The organism is Winogradskya humida (assembly GCF_016862215.1).
Classification (GTDB): Bacteria; Actinomycetota; Actinomycetes; order Mycobacteriales; family Micromonosporaceae; genus Actinoplanes; species Actinoplanes humidus.
In genome coordinates this window covers 13108-30445 of record NZ_BOMN01000039.1, presented here as the reverse complement: position 1 = coordinate 30445, position 17338 = coordinate 13108, and the positions used below count along the sequence as shown (strand labels likewise).

14 protein-coding genes are annotated in these 17338 nt (G+C 69.7%); 9 read left to right on the top strand and 5 right to left on the bottom strand.

The features are described 5' to 3' along the window. Position 1: 1 nt before the first annotated feature. Positions 2-1564, top strand: coding sequence for a metallophosphoesterase (locus tag Ahu01nite_RS50400; RefSeq protein ID WP_239158884.1), 1563 nt, complete (start codon positions 2-4; stop codon positions 1562-1564). A 187-nt stretch (positions 1565-1751) separates the two neighbouring features. Then, on the top strand, positions 1752-4970 hold the full coding sequence (locus Ahu01nite_RS16095) for a UvrD-helicase domain-containing protein (protein ID WP_438874788.1): 3219 nt from the start codon (positions 1752-1754) through the stop codon (positions 4968-4970). Here Ahu01nite_RS16095 and Ahu01nite_RS16090 read toward each other — a convergent pair. Beyond that, on the bottom strand, positions 4967-5671 hold the full coding sequence (locus Ahu01nite_RS16090; RefSeq protein WP_239158883.1) for a prepilin peptidase: 705 nt from the start codon (positions 5669-5671) through the stop codon (positions 4967-4969). The two genes, Ahu01nite_RS16095 and Ahu01nite_RS16090, sit on opposite strands and share 4 nt — an antisense overlap. A gap of 141 nt (positions 5672-5812) precedes the next feature. Between Ahu01nite_RS16090 and Ahu01nite_RS16085 the strand changes: the two genes are divergently transcribed. From Ahu01nite_RS16085 to Ahu01nite_RS16070, 4 genes are all read left to right on the top strand, one after another. Then, positions 5813-6517 (top strand): LppU/SCO3897 family protein, encoded by a 705-nt coding sequence (locus tag Ahu01nite_RS16085; RefSeq protein ID WP_203837331.1) that lies wholly within the window; start codon positions 5813-5815, stop codon positions 6515-6517. A 76-nt stretch (positions 6518-6593) separates the two neighbouring features. Next, positions 6594-7796 carry an ATP-binding protein gene (locus Ahu01nite_RS16080; RefSeq protein ID WP_203837330.1) on the top strand — a complete coding sequence of 401 codons (1203 nt, stop codon included), beginning with the start codon at positions 6594-6596 and terminating at the stop codon, positions 7794-7796. A 28-nt stretch (positions 7797-7824) separates the two neighbouring features. After that, positions 7825-8388, top strand: coding sequence for a DoxX family protein (locus Ahu01nite_RS16075; protein WP_203837329.1), 564 nt, complete (start codon positions 7825-7827; stop codon positions 8386-8388). Positions 8389-8461: 73 nt separating this feature from the next. Continuing rightward, positions 8462-9595, top strand: coding sequence for a glycosyltransferase 87 family protein (locus Ahu01nite_RS16070; protein WP_203837328.1), 1134 nt, complete (start codon positions 8462-8464; stop codon positions 9593-9595). Here Ahu01nite_RS16070 and Ahu01nite_RS16065 read toward each other — a convergent pair. The 4 genes from Ahu01nite_RS16065 to moaC are packed head-to-tail and all read right to left on the bottom strand — an operon-like array spanning position 9582 to position 12179. After that, the gene (locus Ahu01nite_RS16065; protein ID WP_203837327.1) at positions 9582-10007 is read right to left on the bottom strand and encodes a molybdenum cofactor biosynthesis protein MoaE; all 426 of its coding nucleotides are present in this window, start codon (positions 10005-10007) and stop codon (positions 9582-9584) included. The two genes, Ahu01nite_RS16070 and Ahu01nite_RS16065, sit on opposite strands and share 14 nt — an antisense overlap. Beyond that, positions 10004-11212 carry a molybdopterin molybdotransferase MoeA gene (locus tag Ahu01nite_RS16060; protein ID WP_203837352.1) on the bottom strand — a complete coding sequence of 403 codons (1209 nt, stop codon included), beginning with the start codon at positions 11210-11212 and terminating at the stop codon, positions 10004-10006. Before Ahu01nite_RS16060 ends, Ahu01nite_RS16065 begins: the two co-directional genes overlap by 4 nt. Positions 11213-11223: 11 nt before the next feature. After that, a complete protein-coding gene (locus Ahu01nite_RS16055) occupies positions 11224-11709 on the bottom strand; it encodes a MogA/MoaB family molybdenum cofactor biosynthesis protein (protein ID WP_203837326.1) in 486 nt (161 codons plus the stop codon). Continuing rightward, the gene (gene moaC / locus Ahu01nite_RS16050) at positions 11706-12179 is read right to left on the bottom strand and encodes a cyclic pyranopterin monophosphate synthase MoaC (protein ID WP_438874789.1); all 474 of its coding nucleotides are present in this window, start codon (positions 12177-12179) and stop codon (positions 11706-11708) included. The genes Ahu01nite_RS16055 and moaC overlap by 4 nt, the downstream gene beginning before the upstream one ends. Before the next feature lie 594 nt (positions 12180-12773). On the opposite strand from moaC, the gene Ahu01nite_RS16045 reads away from it, so the two are divergent. From Ahu01nite_RS16045 to Ahu01nite_RS16035, 3 genes are all read left to right on the top strand, one after another. After that, a complete protein-coding gene (locus tag Ahu01nite_RS16045) occupies positions 12774-15281 on the top strand; it encodes a putative bifunctional diguanylate cyclase/phosphodiesterase (RefSeq protein ID WP_239158882.1) in 2508 nt (835 codons plus the stop codon). A gap of 255 nt (positions 15282-15536) precedes the next feature. Continuing rightward, a complete protein-coding gene (locus Ahu01nite_RS16040; protein ID WP_203837323.1) occupies positions 15537-16775 on the top strand; it encodes a glycosyltransferase 87 family protein in 1239 nt (412 codons plus the stop codon). Between the two features lie 80 nt (positions 16776-16855). Continuing rightward, complete coding sequence (locus Ahu01nite_RS16035) at positions 16856-17278, top strand: TFIIB-type zinc ribbon-containing protein (RefSeq protein ID WP_203837322.1); 423 nt, start codon at positions 16856-16858, stop codon at positions 17276-17278. Positions 17279-17338: the final 60 nt, after the last annotated feature.

Below are 17338 nucleotides of genomic sequence, written 5' to 3'. Positions count from 1 at the left end.
CTTGATCGGGTTCGTCGGGCTGATCATCGTTGTTGTCGGCCTGATCCACCTTTACCTCTGGAAGCGGCTGGTTCGCGACCCGCTTCGCAAGGGGCGCGCGCGGAGGATCGGTGGCGTCGTCGCGGTTGCGCTTGCGTTCCTGGCGCCCGCGACGCTGGTTGGGGTCCGCAGCGGTCACGTGAAGTGGCTGGCGTGGCCCGGCTACCTGTGGATCGCGCTCATGTTCTATCTGCTGGTGACGCTGGCCGCGCTGGAGATTCCGCGCCTCGTAGCCTCACTTTGGCTTCGGCGACGCGAGGGCTCGCGCGCGAAGACCGCTGTGCGCCTGACGGGGGAAGAGGCTGGCCGCCCACGGGTCGGTAGCAAGAACGAAACCGCGGACGGGTCGGGCGCTGAGGTCGCCACGATCCGCCGCGCCGGAGACCCGAACAGCGCGGAGAACCCGACCGGCACAGAAACCCTGAGCAGCACCGCAGGTCCGACCGGCAGCGCAAGCAAGGCCGGCGCCCCAAGCAAGGCCGGCGCCCCAAGCAAGGCCGGCGCCCCAAGCAAGGCCGGCGCGGAAAGCAAGGCCGGCGCGGAAAGCCCGACCGACGTCGCAGGCCCAGCCGACACGGAAAGCTCGACCAACGTCGCAGGACCGGCCGACGCGGAAAGGCCCACCAGCGCGGACAGCCTGAACGAGGCTGGAAAGCCGAATGGTGCGGATGGGTCGCTGGTTGAGGGGGATGGGCAGCGGGGTGGGGTTGAGCGGCGGTTGGTGCTTGCTCGGGGGGTGGCGATTTTTGCGGGGCTTACTGCTGCTGGGGTGACCGGGTACGGGGTGCGGACCGCGCTGGGTAGGCCTCGGGTTGATCGGGTGGTTATGCCGTTGGCCAAGTTGGGGCGGGGGATGGATGGGACTCGGCTGGCTGTGGTTTCGGATATTCATCTGGGGCCGTTGACGGGGATCGGGCATACGCAGCGGATCGTGGAGGTCATCAACTCGGTCGACGCGGACATTGTCTGCGTGGTGGGGGACCTGGTTGATGGGAGCGTCGCTGAGCTGGGTGATGTTGCTGCTCCGTTGGCGGGGATTCGGTCGCGGCGGGGGGCTTACTTCGTGACCGGGAACCATGAGTACTACTCGGGGTACCGGGAGTGGGTTGATGAGGTGGGGCGGTTGGGGGTTCGGCCGCTGCGGAATGAGCGGGTGGAGTTGGAGGGGCTGGATTTGGCGGGGGTGAACGATCTTGGTGGGGCGGAGGTCGGGGATGGTCCTGATTTTGCGCGGGCGCTTGGTGATCGGGATCTCAGCCGGCCTGTTGTTCTGATGGCTCATCAGCCGATCGCTGCGCGGGAAGCCGCACCGTACGGGGTCGATCTGCAGGTTTCCGGGCATACGCACGGCGGGCAGATGGCTCCGTTCAACCTGCTGGTCAAGCTTCAGCAGCCTGTGGTGAGCGGGTTCGGGGAGGTTGACGGAGTGCCGGTCTACGTGACCAACGGGGCCGGGTTCTGGGGGCCGCCGGTCCGGGTGGGTGCGCCTCCGCAGGTGACAGTCATCGAGTTGCGGACGAAGTGACCCCGGCAAAAACAAGAAGTGACCCGGCAAAAAGAAGAAGTGACCCGGCGGGAAGTAGAAGTGACCCGGCAGGAACAGGCGACAGGGCCCGGGCTGGAACAGCGGAAACGTGGCGCGCCCGAGTGAATCTTGAGTATTGGGTTGAGCCACGGCGGGGATCTCCGCAGGATTCAATCGTGGATCGGTTATGTCACTTCGAGCGTGGCGGCTTCAGGCGCCCGGCGCGCCCGTGACAGGATGCAGCGTGCCCTCGGACAGCGCAGGGTCCTCGGTTGCCGCGGACACGTACGTCGCGGATCTGCACATCCACTCCCGGTATTCGCGTGCCTGCAGCCGTGACCTCACCCTCCCCAACCTGGCCTGGTGGGCCCGGCGTAAGGGCATCTCGGTGCTCGGAACCGGCGACTTCACCCATCCCGCCTGGTTCGATCACCTGCGCGAAAGCCTCCGGCCCGCGAACGAGGCCGGTCTGTTCCGGCTGGGCGCGGACGCCGAGGCCGATGTCACGAAACGCCTGCCAGGATCGTTGCAGGCGGCTGACGCGGCTCGGTTCATGCTGAGCGTGGAGATCTCGACGATCTACAAGCGTGACGACCGTACGCGTAAGGTCCATCATCTGATCTATATGCCCGATTTTGAGGCCGCTGCCCGGTTCAACACGGCGCTGGGCCGGATCGGGAATCTCACCGCTGACGGGCGGCCCATCCTGGGCCTGGACTCGCGCGATCTCCTGGAGATCGTGCTGGAGGCCAGCCCGGACGGCTACCTGGTGCCGGCGCACATCTGGACCCCGTGGTTCTCCGCGCTGGGTTCGAAGTCGGGTTTTGACGCGATCGCCGACTGCTACGCCGACCTCGCCGACCACATCACGGCGGTCGAGACCGGCCTCTCCTCCGACCCGGAGATGAACTGGCGGGTGTCGAGCCTCGACCGCTACCGCCTGGTGTCGAATTCCGACGCGCATTCACCGGCGGCGCTGGCCCGGGAGGCGACGCTCTTCACGGGTACGCCCGACTACTTCGCGATCAAGGACGGCAAGGGCCTCGCGGGCACGCTGGAGTTCTTCCCCGAGGAAGGCAAGTACCACGCTGACGGGCACCGGGTGTGCAACGTCAGCTGGGAGCCGGCCACAACACGAGCAGCCGGTGGTCGTTGCCCCGAGTGCGGCAAGCCCCTCACCGTCGGTGTGCTCAGCCGCGTCGAGGACCTGGCAGATCGCGCGCCGGGGGAAAAGACCGGACAGAGCGTCGAGCACCTGATCCAGCTCGCCGAGATCATCGGTGAGATCAACGGCGTCGGCCCGAAGTCGAAGACCGTGGACGGCCAGCTCACCAGCGTGGTCGCGAAGCTCGGGCCGGAGCTGGACATCCTGCGCAAGGTGCCGCTCGACGACATCGGGCAGCACGGCGGCGAGGAGCTGCAGGAAGCGATCACCCGGCTGCGACGCGGTGACGTACGGCGGGTGCCGGGCTACGACGGCGAGTACGGCGTGATCACGCTGTTCGAGCCCGGGGAGCTCAGGAAGAACGAGCCGCAGTCCGAGACACTGTTCGACATGGTTCCCGTCCCGCAGCAGCGCAAGGCGGAGCCCGCGATCGGGCGCGCCTCGGTGCCGAAGAAGATCCCGGCGAAGCCGAAGGTCAAGGAGCCCGTCAAGAAGGCGCCGCCGATCCAGCAGCCCGCGTCGCCGCATGAGCCGTTCGAGCCGACGCTGACCGGGATGGAGGAGGTCGGCACCGGCCTGCTCGACCGGCTCGACGCGATGCAGCGGGTGGCCGCTTCCGCGCCGGGCGGCCCGCTGCTCATCGTCGCGGGTCCGGGCACGGGCAAGACGCGGACGCTGACGCACCGCATCGCGTACCTGTGTGCTGAGATGAATGTCTTCCCGCACCGCTGCCTGGCCATCACGTTCACCCGGCGCGCCGCCGAGGAGATGCGGGCCCGGCTGGACGCGCTGATGGGTGATGGCGCGCAGGACCTCACGGTCGGCACGTTCCACTCGATCGGCCTGACCATCCTCAAGGAGAACGCGAAGGCCGCCGGGCTGGGTGCGGGGTGGCGGATCGCCGACGACACCGAGCGGACCGCCGCGCGCGAGCAGGCCGGTGATGACGACGCCGCCTACATCAAGCTGCTCCGCCAGCAGGATCTCGTCGACCTGGACGACCTGCTCACGATGCCCGTGGCGCTGTTGCGGGACGAGCCGGCCCTGGTCGACAGGTACCGCAGGCAGTGGCAGTGGATCTTCGTCGACGAGTACCAGGATGTCGACGACACCCAGTACGAGCTGTTGCGCCTGCTCAGCCCCGCGGACGGCAACCTGTGCGCGATCGGCGACCCTGACCAGGCGATCTACTCGTTCCGCGGCGCGGACGTGGGTTACTTCCTGCGCTTCAACCAGGACTTCGCGGATGCGCGGCTGGTCCGGCTGACCCGTAACTACCGGTCGTCGGCGCCGATCCTTGCCGCCGCCGTGCAGGCGATCGCGCCGACGTCGCTGGTGAGCGGCCGGCGCCTGGATCCCGCCCGGGTCAACCCGGAGTCGCCGCTGGTGGGGCGCTATTTCGCGGGCAGCACCGCGGACGAGGCCGACTTCGTCCTGCGTACGGTGGATGAGCTGGTCGGCGGCCTGTCGCACCGCTCGCTCGACACCGGCCGGATCGACTCGCGCGCGGTGGCACCGGGCACGTTGTCGTTCTCGGACATCGCAGTGCTGTATCGCACCGACGCGCAGTCGCAAGCCGTGGTGGACGCGTTGTCGCGGGCCGGCGTACCCGTGCAGAAGCGGTCGCACAACCGCCTGCGGGACCGGCCGGGTGTGCAGGTGATCGCCCAGGAGCTGCGAAATGCCGGGAGTGGAACGCTCGCCGCGCGGGTCAAGCAGGCCGCGCAGGTGCTCGCCCAGCGTTATGCGGCCCCCACGCTCGATGCCGAGCAGTTGGCGCCGGAGGACGTCTGGACGGCCGCTGACCTGCTTATGCCGCTGGCCCGGCGGACCGGTGACGACCTGACCGACTTCCTGCAGGAGATCGCGACGGGCGCCGAGGTGGATGCCCTGGACCCGCGCGCCGAGGCGGTCAACCTGCTCACGCTGCACGCGGCCAAGGGCCTCGAGTTCCCGATCGTCTTCCTGATCGGCTGCGAGGACGGTCTGCTGCCGTTGCGCTGGCCGGGTGGCAAGCCGACGGATGACGAGATCGCCGAGGAGCGCAGGCTGTTCTTCGTCGGGCTCACCCGCGCCCAGGATCGGCTCTACGTCACGCACGCAGCCCGCCGGTTCCGGCACGGCAGCGAGCGGGAGCAGTCACCGAGCCCGTTCCTCGACGCGATCGACCCGGGCCTGTTCGAGCGGATCGGCGATGCCGTGCCCGCACGCCCGAAGGACCGTCAGCTCAGACTGCTTTAAGTCGAGACGAGAGCAAACAACGCGCCGCTGAGCAGCGCCGGACCGAACGGAAGCGCGGTCCGGCGGCTCACCCGCCGCAGGCTGAGCAGCACCAGCACGACAGCCCCGTTGATCAGGTGCGGCAGGAGCAGGCCCAGGATCAGCGCGGGCCGGCCCGCAAAACCCAGGACGAAGGCCAGGACGGTGGCGAGCTTCACGTCGCCCAGACCCAGGCCGTTCCCAGGCAGGATCGAGATCGCACCGTACGCGACAAAGCACGCAAATGCCGCTCCAAAGGCCCCCAGAACCCGCGCCGAATCCCCGAAAACAACGAGCGGACCTGCGGAAACGACCGCGAAGGCAGCCACGAGCGCGTTCGGCAGCCGTAGACAGCTCACATCGATCGCGGCGAGCAGCACCCCGAGCAGCGTCGCGGGGAGCAGGACCAGCAGCATCAGCGACTCACCGAGTGCAGCGCCGAGCAACCCCGTGGCCACGGCGCCCGCGCCGATCGTGCACGCGGGGAAACGGCGGCACGGACAGGCAGCTCCGGCGCGTACCCATGTCATCAAGGGTGTGTCGCAGTGAGCGCAAGTGGTCCGGGGTCCGGTGCCGCGCGGCACCGCCAGACGGTGAGCGACGCGGGGGAGGAAGGCGGCACCGGCGCCGCCGAAGAGCGCCGCGCCGAGGGTCAGCGGGCCGAGGGTCAGCGGGAGGGACATGAGCACGGACGCTATCCCCGGAAAGGGGCAAAGTGCGCGTCCGGTTACCGACACCTGAGGGCGCACGAGCCCGCAGTCAAGGTCACCGTCACATGTGCACGCTACGGTGTCGTACAGCGAACCCGCCTGGAGGATTTCCCGATGTCGCAGAACGGCCCGTATTCCGGTCAGGGCTGGTCGACCGGGGGCGTGCCGGGGTCCGGCGAGCCGTACGCGGAGCCGTCCGATCCCTGGGGCGAAGCCGCACCGCCACCGGCCCCGGGGTGGGGAGGCCACCCGGTCTCAGCCGCGCCCGAGCCCTACAGCTCACCCCCGTCCGAGGCCTACACCCCGCCGCCGCAGCACATCCCGCAGCCGCCGCCGGTCTGGCAACAGCCTTCCCCGGCGCCACCGCCCCGCAAGCGCACCAACGGGCCGATCATCGCGCTCGTGGCCGTGCTCGGCCTGCTGATCTGTGGCGGTCTCGGCACCGCCGCCTGGCTGGTGACCAGGGGAGACTCGGGGAGCATCATCGACGCCGAGCCGTCCTCGACGCCGGCCACCCGCGGCACCGAGGATGACGGCGTCGTGCCGGAGCCGCAGACGAGCAAGGATGCCCGGTTCGTCGGCAAGGGTCAGTGCGTGCGTAACGAGAGCAACGCCGACGACAGCCCTCAGCTCAAGATCGTCACCTGCACCGACGGCGCGTATGAGGTGCTCAAACGGGTCGACGGCCGCACCACCGGCGAGGCGGATGCGGAGAACAAGTGCAGCAAGGTCGACAATTATACGAAGTGGTACTTCTACGACTCTGAGCTGGACAGCCTCGATTTTGTGCTCTGCCTCCGCGAGTATGGCAGCAACTAGCGCTCTCTAGCGTATTTCTTAGACGATCCAAGAGGACTCTAGCGTCGGGCCCGGCCTGCCCGATACGGTGCTTTCCGTGGATCCGATCCGCAATCCGTACGCCCCCGGCGCCGGCCAACGCCCACCCGAGCTGGCCGGTCGCGGCCGCGAGCTGGGCGCGTTCGACGTCGTCCTCGAGCGGGTCGCCCGGGGCCGCCCCGAACGCAGCCTCGTCCTGACCGGCCTGCGCGGCGTCGGGAAGACCGTGCTGCTCAACACGCTGCGCTCCGCGGCGATCGGCCGGCTCTGGGGCACCGGCAAGATCGAGGCGCGCCCTGACCAGTCGCTGCGCCGGCCGGTCTCCGCGGCCCTGCACATGGCGATCCGCGAGCTGACCCCGCACCACCGCAACCCCGAGCGGGTCGACGAGGTGCTGGCGGTGCTCAAGGCGTTCGCGCTGCGTGTCAACGACGAGAACGCGAAGCTGCGCGACCGGTGGACCCCCGGCATCGACGTGCCGCCCGCGCGCGGCCGGGCGGATTCCGGCGACATCGAGATCGACCTGGTGGAGCTCTTCACCGACGCCGCGTCGCTGGCCACCGATGTCGGCACGGGCATCGCGCTCTTCATCGACGAGATGCAGGACCTCGGCCCGGCGGACGTGTCGGCGCTGTGCGCGGCCTGTCACGAGCTGTCCCAGCTGGGCGCGCCGCTGATCGTGGTCGGTGCCGGTCTGCCGCATCTGCCGGCCGTGCTGTCCGCCGCCAAGTCCTACTCGGAACGGCTCTTCCGCTACCAGCGCATCGACCGGCTCGACCGGATCGCCGCCGACCTCGCACTCTGCGCGCCGGCCGCGCGGGAGGACGTCGAGTACGAGCCCAAGGCGCTGGACCTGCTCTACGAGAAGTCCGGCGGGTATCCGTACTTCGTCCAGGCGTACGGAAAGGCGACCTGGGACCACGCACCCACGTCGCCGGTGACCGCGGAGGATGTGCTGGTGGCGGCGCCCGAGGCGGAGGCGGAGCTGGCAGTCGGCTTCTTCGGCTCGCGCTACGAGCGGGCGACCCCGGCCGAGCGCGAATACATGCGCGCGATGGCCTCGCTCTCGGGCGAGACGGACAACGATATGGACGCCGCCGTTCCCACGTCCGAGATCGCGGCGACGCTCGCCCGCCGCCCGGCCAGCCTGTCGCCCGCCCGCGACGCCCTGATCAAGAAGGGCCTGATCTACTCCGGCGAGCGCGGAACGGTCGCGTTCACCGTCCCGCACTTCGGCAGGTATCTGCGCACACAGCCGTAGCGCCCGGGATCGTGGGTATAACGGGCTTATGAAACCCGTACGCGCTGCCGCCCGTGCCATGCTCGGCGCGATCTTCGTTGTCAGCGGAGTTCGTGCCGTGCTCGACCCCGACTCGAAGGTCGCCGCCGCCAAGCGGGTGACCGATCAGGTCGGCCCGCTGATCGAACGGGTCGACCCCCGCCTGCCCAGCGATGCCCGCACCCTGGTCCGCCTCAAGGCCGGCGCCGACGTCGCGGCGGGTCTGCTGCTCGCCAGCGGCCGGCTGACCCGTCCCTCCGCGGCTGTGCTGGCCGCCGGTCTGGTGCCGACGACGATCGCGGGTCACCCGTTCTGGGCGGTGCCGCAGGAGGAGCGTCAGCAGCATCAGACGCATTTCCTGAAGAACCTCGGCCTGCTCGGCGGTCTGCTGCTGGCGGCCGCCGACACCGAGGGCCAGCCCGGACTCAAATACCGCACCACGCACGCGATCGACCGCTCCCAGCGCTCGGTCAGCCGCGCGGTGACGCGCTCGCAGAGGTCGGCGCGGCGCGCTGTCCGCACAGCGAAGCGCGAGGCGAAGATCGCTGTGGCGGCCCGCAAACTGCCGGGTTGATGATCACTAAACGGCGGCCGGGGCGTTAAGCGGGGCGGAGGTCACTAGCCGGGGGAGGTCGGGAATGCCCGCAATGCGGACACCGACGACTTCCCGCTCCGTCGTGGTCACCCTCGCCTGCGTCGGGATCCTGGCCGCGATCACCACGATCGCCCAGAGGTACGCGTTCAGCACGCTCGCCCTCGACCGTGAGGCGATCGCCAGCTGGGTGCACGGCGCCGGGCTGTACGCGTACCGGTCGCCGGTCTCGCATCTGGGCACCGCGATGTCGCCGCCCGCCGCGCTGGTCATGACGCCGGCCGCGTTCCTGCCGGTCGCGGTCGCGGGGTGGCTCGTGGCGCTCGCCGGGGTCGCCGCGCTGGGCCTCGCCCTGATCGTGGCGATCGGGCCGATCGCCGAGCGCTACGGGCGGCGTACCTGGCCGGTGGTGCTCGCCGCGGGTGCGCTCGCGCTGACCCTCGAACCGGTCCGCGCGACGCTCGGCCTCGGCACCCTTGACCTGCTCGTCTTCGGGTTGATCACCGCCGACATCGTCGCGCTCCGGCGCTGTTCCGCGCTGCGGGGGCTCGGGATCGGGCTGGCGACGGCGTTGACGGGTAGTGCGGCGTTCTTCATCGTGTACCTGCTGATCAGCAGGCAGCGGCGGGCCGCGCTGACGGCCACCGGGACCTTTGGCGCCGCCGCGTTGATATCCCTGCTCATAGCGCCGGACGAGACGCGCGCGTGGTTCGTCGAGGTGCTGTGGCGCATCGACCGGGCGGGTCCGATCGACGCGACCACCAACCAGTCACTCGCCGGAGTCCTCGCGCGACTCTACGACGCGTCCAGCACTCCGGTCCTGCTGTGGATGTCGTTCGCGGTGTTGCTGACCGCGGTGGGCATGGTCCGCGCCCGCGCCGCGCACGCCGACGGGAACGAGGTCGCGGCGTTCGCGCTGGTCGGTCTCACCGCCGCGATCGCCGGGCCGGTCAGCGGCACGCAGGAGTTGATCTGGGTGCTGCCGGCCATGCTGGTTCTTGGAGACGTCGCCGCAGGATGTCGGCGATCACAGCGCGCCCGCTATACGGTCGCGGCCGTCCTGCTGTATCTACTCTTCGTCCTGGCTCCGATGTGGAGCCTGAGCGGGCCGTTCGCCGCCAACTCGTTCGCACTGGCGCTGATCCTGCTGGTCAACGCCATGCCGTGGCGCGACCTCACGGGCAGTTGACCCACTCGTCGGTGCCGTCGGTGAAGACCTGGCGTTTCCAGATCGGCAGTCGCGCCTTCGCCTCGTCGACCAGCCGGGCGCACGCCGCGAAGGCCGCCGCCCGATGTGCCGTGCTGACCGCCGCGACGATGGCGACGTCCCCGATCTGCAGGGTGCCGACGCGATGCGAGACCGCCACGGCGTACACATCGGGGTCTTTGGCGATCTCCTCGGCGACCTCGCGCAGCACCGCGCCGGCCGTGGGGTGGCCCTCGTATTCGAGCAGCGTCACGCCGCGGCCGTGATCGTGGTCGCGGACAACACCCTGGAAGGAGACGACCGCACCCGCGCGGGGGTCGGCCACCGCCTTCTCATGCGCGGCGAGGTCCAGCGGGACGTCGCCGACCTCGGCGATGCGGATCGAGTCGGTCATGGGCGTTCTCCGGGGTAGAGCGGGAGCGGCAGGAACGGCACGACGTCCCCGGCCGCGGCTTTTGTGTCGGGGCGGACCACGACGAAGCCGTGGGCGTTGGCGAGCCCGCGCAGCATCGATGAACCGACGTGGCTCACCGGAACCGCCCGGCCACGCGCGTCCAGCGCGGCGAGCGAGAGATGGGTGAAACTGCCGCGGCCCGGCACGGGTGCGGTCACCTCCACCTGGGGCAGCGCCGGGAACTCACGGCCCTGCAGCCCGGCGAGCAGCGGCGCGACCAGCGAGACCAAAGCGATGACCGCTGACTGCGGGTTGCCCGGAAGCCCGGCGAGGAAGCGCGGGCGGCCGTCGGGGCCCGGCACCCGGGCGAGCAGCATCGGAAAGCCGGGGCGCACGGCGACGGTGTTGACCACGTATTCAGCACCGAGCCGGCTCAGCGCCGGATGGAGGTGGTCGACGGGGCCGTGCATCGTCCCGCCGGTCGTGCAGACCAGGTCGGCGACCGCCAGACCGGCCCTGATCGCGTCGACATGGGCCTCGAGCGTGTCCTGCACCGGGCCCTGCACCGCGGACGGGTCGACGGCGGCTCCCGAACGGCGCAACCAGGCCGGCACGAGCGGGCTCAGCGAGTCACGCACCCGGCCCTCTCCGGGCGGCCCGCTCGTGAGCAGCTCGTCACCGAAGACGAGCAGGGCGGCGCTCGGCAGGGGCCGCACGGGAATGGTGTCGTAACCGCAGGTGGCGGCCATGCCGAGGACCGCGGGGTCAATCGGGGTGCCTGCGGGGAGCAGTTGCTCGCCCTTGCGCGCCTCGTCGCCGGGCATGCGCCACTCGGGCTCCGGCCGGGGTCTGCCGGTGACCCGGCCCTCGGCGTCGCGCGCCGACTCCTCGATGCGGACGACCGCCTCGGCACCGGCCGGGACCATGGCACCGGTGGCGATCTCCACGCAGGTGCCGGGCTCCGTGAGCGGCGCCGGGGTGTCACCGGCCAGGACGCGGCCGATCGGGCGCCACGGCTCGGGGCCCCGGACGGCCCACCCGTCGATGCTCGACGTGGGGAAGGCCGGCAGCTCGCTGAGCGCGACCAGCGGCTCGGCGAGGGTGCGGCCGTCCGCGACGCTCAGCGGCACCCGCTCGGCCGGGGCCGCCGCGGCGCGACCCGCCTCGTAGGCCAGGGCGCGGGCTTTGTCCCAGTCGACGGGCATGCTCTCTGCCTTCACCCCTGCAGCCTATGGTCGCCGCCACCGATCTGCTCCACGGTGTGAGCAAGGACCGGTGCCAGAACCGCGAGCCCGTCGCGGGCACCCCCGGTCGAGCCGGGCAGGTTGACGATCAGCGTGCGACCGGCCACCCCGGCGAGGCCACGGGAGAGGACCGCTGCCGGCACCTTGTCCCTGCTGTACGCGCGGACCGCCTCGGCGATGCCCGGAACCTCGAAGTCGAGCAGGGGCCGGGTCGCCTCAGGGGTGCGATCCGTCGGCGTCACACCGGTGCCGCCGCTGGTCAGCACGACGTCCACGCCGTCCGCGATCGCCGCGCGCAGCGCCTCGGCCACCGGCTCGCCGTCCGGCACCACGACCGGGTCGGCGTCGACTTCGCAGCCGAGGTCACGCAGGCCCGCGACGAGCAGGGGGCCGCTGGTGTCCGCGTAGACGCCCGCGGCGGCACGGTTGGAGGCGACGATGACCCGGGCGCGGATCACTGGCGGTGCTCCGGGCGTACCCAATCGCCGGTTTTGCCGCCCTCTTTGCTCAGGACGCGGACGGCCTCGATGCTCGCGGCCGGGTCTACGGCCTTGACCATGTCGATCAGGGCGAGACCCGCGGTCGCGACCGCCGTCAGGGCCTCCATCTCGACGCCGGTGCGGTCCGCGGTCTTGGTCGTCACGAGGATGTCGACGCCGGTGTCTGTGACAGTCAGGTCCACTGTGACCCCGTGCAGCCCGATCGGGTGACACAACGGAACGATCTCGGGTGTCCGCTTCGCGCCCATGATGCCGGCGAGCCGGGCGACCGCCAGCGCATCGCCCTTCGGCACCCCCGCACCGCGCAGGAGCGCCACCACCTCGGCGGTGGTGACGAGCCGGCCGGCGGCGACAGCACGGCGGGCAGTCACGTTTTTGGCGGATACGTCGACCATGTGTGCCGCGCCCTGGGCGTCGACATGAGTCATTTTCGCTGCGTCTGTCACGTTCACCAGCGTATCCACCGGCAAGTTGGTCTTGGAATTCGGCGCGCCAGGCAATAGCACATTGTCAGCACCATTGCACTTTCCGTAGCCATTTCGGATTGCAATCCGTTCCACGCGGTGAATTGGTCCACCACACGCTTTTTTCATGAGGTGCCCCCACGGCATCGGACGTACATTGCACTCCAGGTCATGGCGCCCGTCCAGTACGCGTGCGCGAACCACTGGAGGGGTACGGCAAATACACGGTCTCCGAACACTGCGGAGCGTTGTTAAACGGTCACGGATTCGGTACAAAGCGGGCGAGACTCGCATTTCGTGAAACGAGCGACAAATCATTCTTGCTGACTACGCATTCCTTTCCTAACCTCTTGGCAGGGAACGCGGCCGGCGCTCCTCAAAGGACTCGCTCCGCAACGCCCTTAAAAAAGGCTTTGCATGCCGTTCATGTGATGGAGGCGCAAATGCGTGACAACGACTGGCACTGAATCAGACAGCCCTCGCCGGCTACAGAGCGGCGACAAGGGATTGACAGCCCGTATGGGCAACGGGGGACCATGGGGTCATGGAGCACCCGCGGTGAACGACGCGAAGGCCGACAAACGACTCCGGTTGTGTGTCGGCCTCGTCGCGTTCGCGGGGTCATGCTGCCTGCTCCAGGCGGCGCTCGAGGCGCCACCGGTGCCGCTCGGCAGCCTGTTCTACCTCGCCGCGCTGACCGTCATCATCGCGGTCGCGGGCAGCCCGATCATCCTCATCCGCATCCGCTCGGAGAAGCGCGCCTACTCGGCGACCTCCGGTGCGCTGCTGGTCGCGGTGGCCACCATCCCGCCCCAGTGGGTGATCATCTGCACGATGCTGGGCATCCTGACGGCGAAGATCTCCATCCGGGACCCGATGAAGGTCACCTGGAACGTCGCCAAGGACGTCGTCGCTGCCACCGCCGCCGGTACGACCGCCTACCTGGTCGGCATCCGGCCCGACATGGGGCACATCGGCGACTTCCAGTCGTACCCGAATCTTGTGCTCGGTCTCCTCGCGGCCGCGCTCGCCTACGGCATCGTCGATGAATTCCTCGGCAACACGATCTTCTCGCTGGCAACGCGCACGTCATGGCGGCGCACCATGCTGCGCAACCTCGACCTGGTGCTCGCCGCCCGCGGGTTCAACATCGTGCTGGCGCTGGTCGCCGTCCTCACGATCGAGCGGAGCACGCTGCTCATCGTGACCATGATCCCCACGGTGCTGGCCCTGCAGCTCGCGACGAAGAACAAGATCCGTCAGCGCGCCGACCAGGAGGCCTGGCAGCGACTCGCGGGGACCGCCGACCAGCTCAACGTGACCGACCTGGCCTCGGTGCTGCACTCCGCGGTGACCCGCACCCCCGGGCTGTTCTCCGCCGACGAGGCCGAGATCGAGCTGGACGATGTGGACCCACCGCGTCTCGTGCGCGGCTCGGCCGATCGGCTCGGCTACGAAGGACCGCGCAGCGAGGCCCCCGAGCGGGAGGGTTCGACCATCGAGGCTGCGCTCGACGGCCCGACCAGCGGCGCCATCGGTGTCCTGCGACTCCGCTTCCGCAAACCGGTCAAGCTCAACGAATCCGAGCAGTACAAGCTGCAGACGCTGGCCTCCTCACTGTCCACGGCCATCGGCAACGCGCGGGCGTACGCCGAGCTCAAGCGGGTCAGCGCCGAAAACGCGTACGAGGCTGCCCACGACCCGCTCACCGGCCTCGCCAACCGCCGTGAGCTGCTCGAACAGGCCGCCCGCAGCTTCGCCGGCCGCAGCTCCGACGGCATGCTCGCCATGCTGCTCATCGACCTCAACCACTTCAAAGAGGTCAACGACACCCTCGGCCACGCCGCCGGCGACGACGTCCTCCGCGAGGTCGCCCGCCGTCTCGAGCACGCCGCGCAACCCGGCGACCTGGTCGCCCGGCTCGGCGGTGACGAGTTCGCGGTCCTCCTCGCCCACCTGCCCACCCCGGCCGTGGCCAGCCACCGCGCCGCCGCGATGCTCACCTGCCTCGAACCCCCGATCGTCGTCGACGGCATGCAACTCACCGTCGAAGCGGCCGGCGGCATCGCCCTCGCCCCCGGCAGCGGCGGCGTCCAGGAGCTCATGCGCCGCGCAGACGTCGCCATGTACCAGGCAAAACGCGGCGGCCAGAGCACAGCCACGTACGCACACGCCCACGACACCGCAGACGTCGGCCGCCTCATGCTCGGCGGCGAACTCACCCGCGCGGTCGCCGAACACGAATTCTTCGTCGACTTCCAGCCCATCGTCGACCTGGCCTCCGGCGAGGTGACCTCCGCAGAAGCCCTCGCCCGCTGGCACCACCCGGAACACGGCAACCTGACCCCGATGCAGTTCCTGCAAACCGTCGAACGCTCAGGCCAACTCCCCGCCTTCGCCGACGCCGTCCTCGAAGAATCCCTCACCGCCCTCTCCGTCTGGCGAGACGCCGGCTTCAACCTCCCCGTCGCCGTCAACGTCTCCCCCCGCAGCCTCCTAGACCCCACCTTCCCCGCCACAGTCCTCGACCGCCTCGCCGCCCACTCGGTGCCACCCGACCGGCTCGTCCTCGAGCTGGCCGAAACCCTGACGCTGAGCCAGCTCGACGTGGTCGACCGAGCGCTGAGCGAACTGCGCGACGCAGGTGTCCGCCTCGCCCTCGACGACTTCGGCACGGGGGTTTCGTCGCTGTCGGTGCTCTCCCGCATCCCGGTGCACCAGCTGAAGATCGACCGCGAGTTCGTCACCGCGGTCGAGACTTCCTCGGAGGCTGCGGCGGTCATCCGGTCGACTGTCGATCTGGCCCGAAGTCTACAGCTCAGCGTGGTTGCTGAGGGGGTGGAGAGCGAGCCTCAGCGGCTGGCGCTCTGGGAGCTGGGCTGCGTTGCCGGGCAGGGGCATTTGTTCGCTCGCCCGATGCGAGCTGACCGGCTGCTTGCCACACTGCAGCGAGGGTCCGCAGGCACCCCCGGCATCCTGGCCGAGCCGCTCCACAAGGCCGGATCGGTCGTCCGCATGCCGCGCCGCCGCAACTCACGCTCCCAAATCCCCCACCTCCCAGCCTGACCACCGCTCCCGGCCTGACCATCCTGTCCAGCCTGAGCGTCAGTCCAGCTTGACCGCCCCGTCCGGCCTGAGCGCCACCCGGCCTGAGCGCCACCCGGCCTGAGCGCCACCCGGCCTGACCGCCCGTCCGGCCTGACCGTCACCTGGCCTTTCACCCGCCCGGCCCAGGTCGAAGCTGATCCACGTTTAGGTTGTGCCCAATTAAGTTGTGCACAATTAAATTGCACACAACCTAACCAGTCGACCAGCCAGCGAATGATCGCCTCTGCCAGACTGGCCAGCGTGAGGTTGCCGGAGCGGATAGATCAGGCGGCCGGCGGACTCGCCATGGACGCCGCCCTATACGGCCTTTCCGCCGTATTCGCGCTGGTAACAGCACTCACCTCAACCCTGCTGCCGCACCGAGCCTGGGGAACAATCGCGACCTGGGGCTACCTGGCGGCCTTCCTGATCACCGCGACCCAGCTGATCCTCCGCCGCCCCGCCCAACGCCTAAGCCTGACCTGGCTAGCGTGGGCTGCCACTGCCCTGCTTCCCCTGGTGGTGGAGGCGGTTCAACGCGCAAACGGCCGTACCGATCGCGCCCAAGAGGAAGTGCTGGTCGTTGAGCACATGGGCGAACGCCTGGCGCACACCGGCACGCCGTACCTCACCCGCGACGCGATTTCCGCGCTGCCGTCAGGCGACCAACTACTGGGCTACGCGCCGTACCAGCCCGGAATGGCCGTTTTCGGCCTGCCGCGCGCTGCCCTCGGCGACTTCTGGTTCACCGACGCCCGGATCTGGTTTGCCCTGGTCACCGCAGGCGCGCTGGTCACGGCGCTACACCTGCTGACCTCCTCGACCGTACGCGCATTGCAGTTCGCCACCGTCCTCCCGCTCTGCGCCCTGACCCTCGCGACCGGCGGCGACGACCTCCCCGTGCTCGCCCTGTCGCTGCTCGCGCTGGCGTTCGCGGGCCGGGGCCGGTTCGTCGCGGCGGGCGTGGCGGTGGGGGCGGCGGCCTCGCTGAAGTTGTTCGCGTTTCCGGTGCTCGCCGTGCTCCTGGTTCTGGCGATCACGCGCAAGGACGTCCGCCGCTTTCTACCGGGCGCCCTCGGCCTGCCGATCTTGACGCTGCTCCCAGCCCTGCTCGTCCACGCGGACGCCTTCGTCGAGAATGTCCTGCGTTTCCCGCTCGGTCACGGGGTGGTGACAAGCCCCGCGCAGTCACCTTTCCCCGGTTATCTCATCGCGCAGGCACTGCCCGGGGGCCGTTTTGTCGCGATCGGACTGTTGGTTGCGGCAGGTCTGGCGATCGCGGTGCGACTCATCCGGCATCCGCCACGCACGGCCGCAACAGCCGCCCTCTTCTGCGGGTACGGGCTCCTCGCCGCAACTCTCCTCATGCCGACCACCAGATTCGGTTACCTGCTGTACCCGCTCGCGTTCCTCGTCTGGGCCCCCGCACTCGGCCGGCGGGAGCGGCAACCAGCTCGGCTGTCCGCCGGATAGCTGGCGCATACAGGCTGACATTCAGCAGACCCACAGGGACAACGCCACCACGCAGTGACACGGCCTTGTACCGTTTAAAGATGCAGATGACCTGTCCCAAGTGTCATGGCGAGATGCGGGTCTACGAGCGCAGCGGCGTGACGATCGACCAGTGCACGGAGTGCCGCGGCATCTTCCTCGACCGCGGCGAGCTGGAGAAACTCTTCGACGCCGAGGCCAACTGGAACAGCCGCCAACCGCAGGCCGGCACCCCGCCACGCCCGGCCCAGGCCCCGGGCGCCCCGGGTGGCTACCCGCCGCCTCCGCCCGCCCCGCCGGTCCACGGTGGTTACGCGGCACCGGCCCCCGCCTACGGCCAGCCCGCTTACCCGGCTGCCCCGGCGCCGGCCTACGGTCACGGCCCGCAGTACGCCCAGCACGGATATCACGGCCACTACCGGCAGCAGGGGCATCACGGCCACTACCGCCGCAAGAAGAGCTTCCTCGGCGAGCTCTTCGACTGAGCCTCACCGACGCCGAATCGGGAGCGCGGCAACCCGCCGCGCCCCCGCCTGGCATGACGC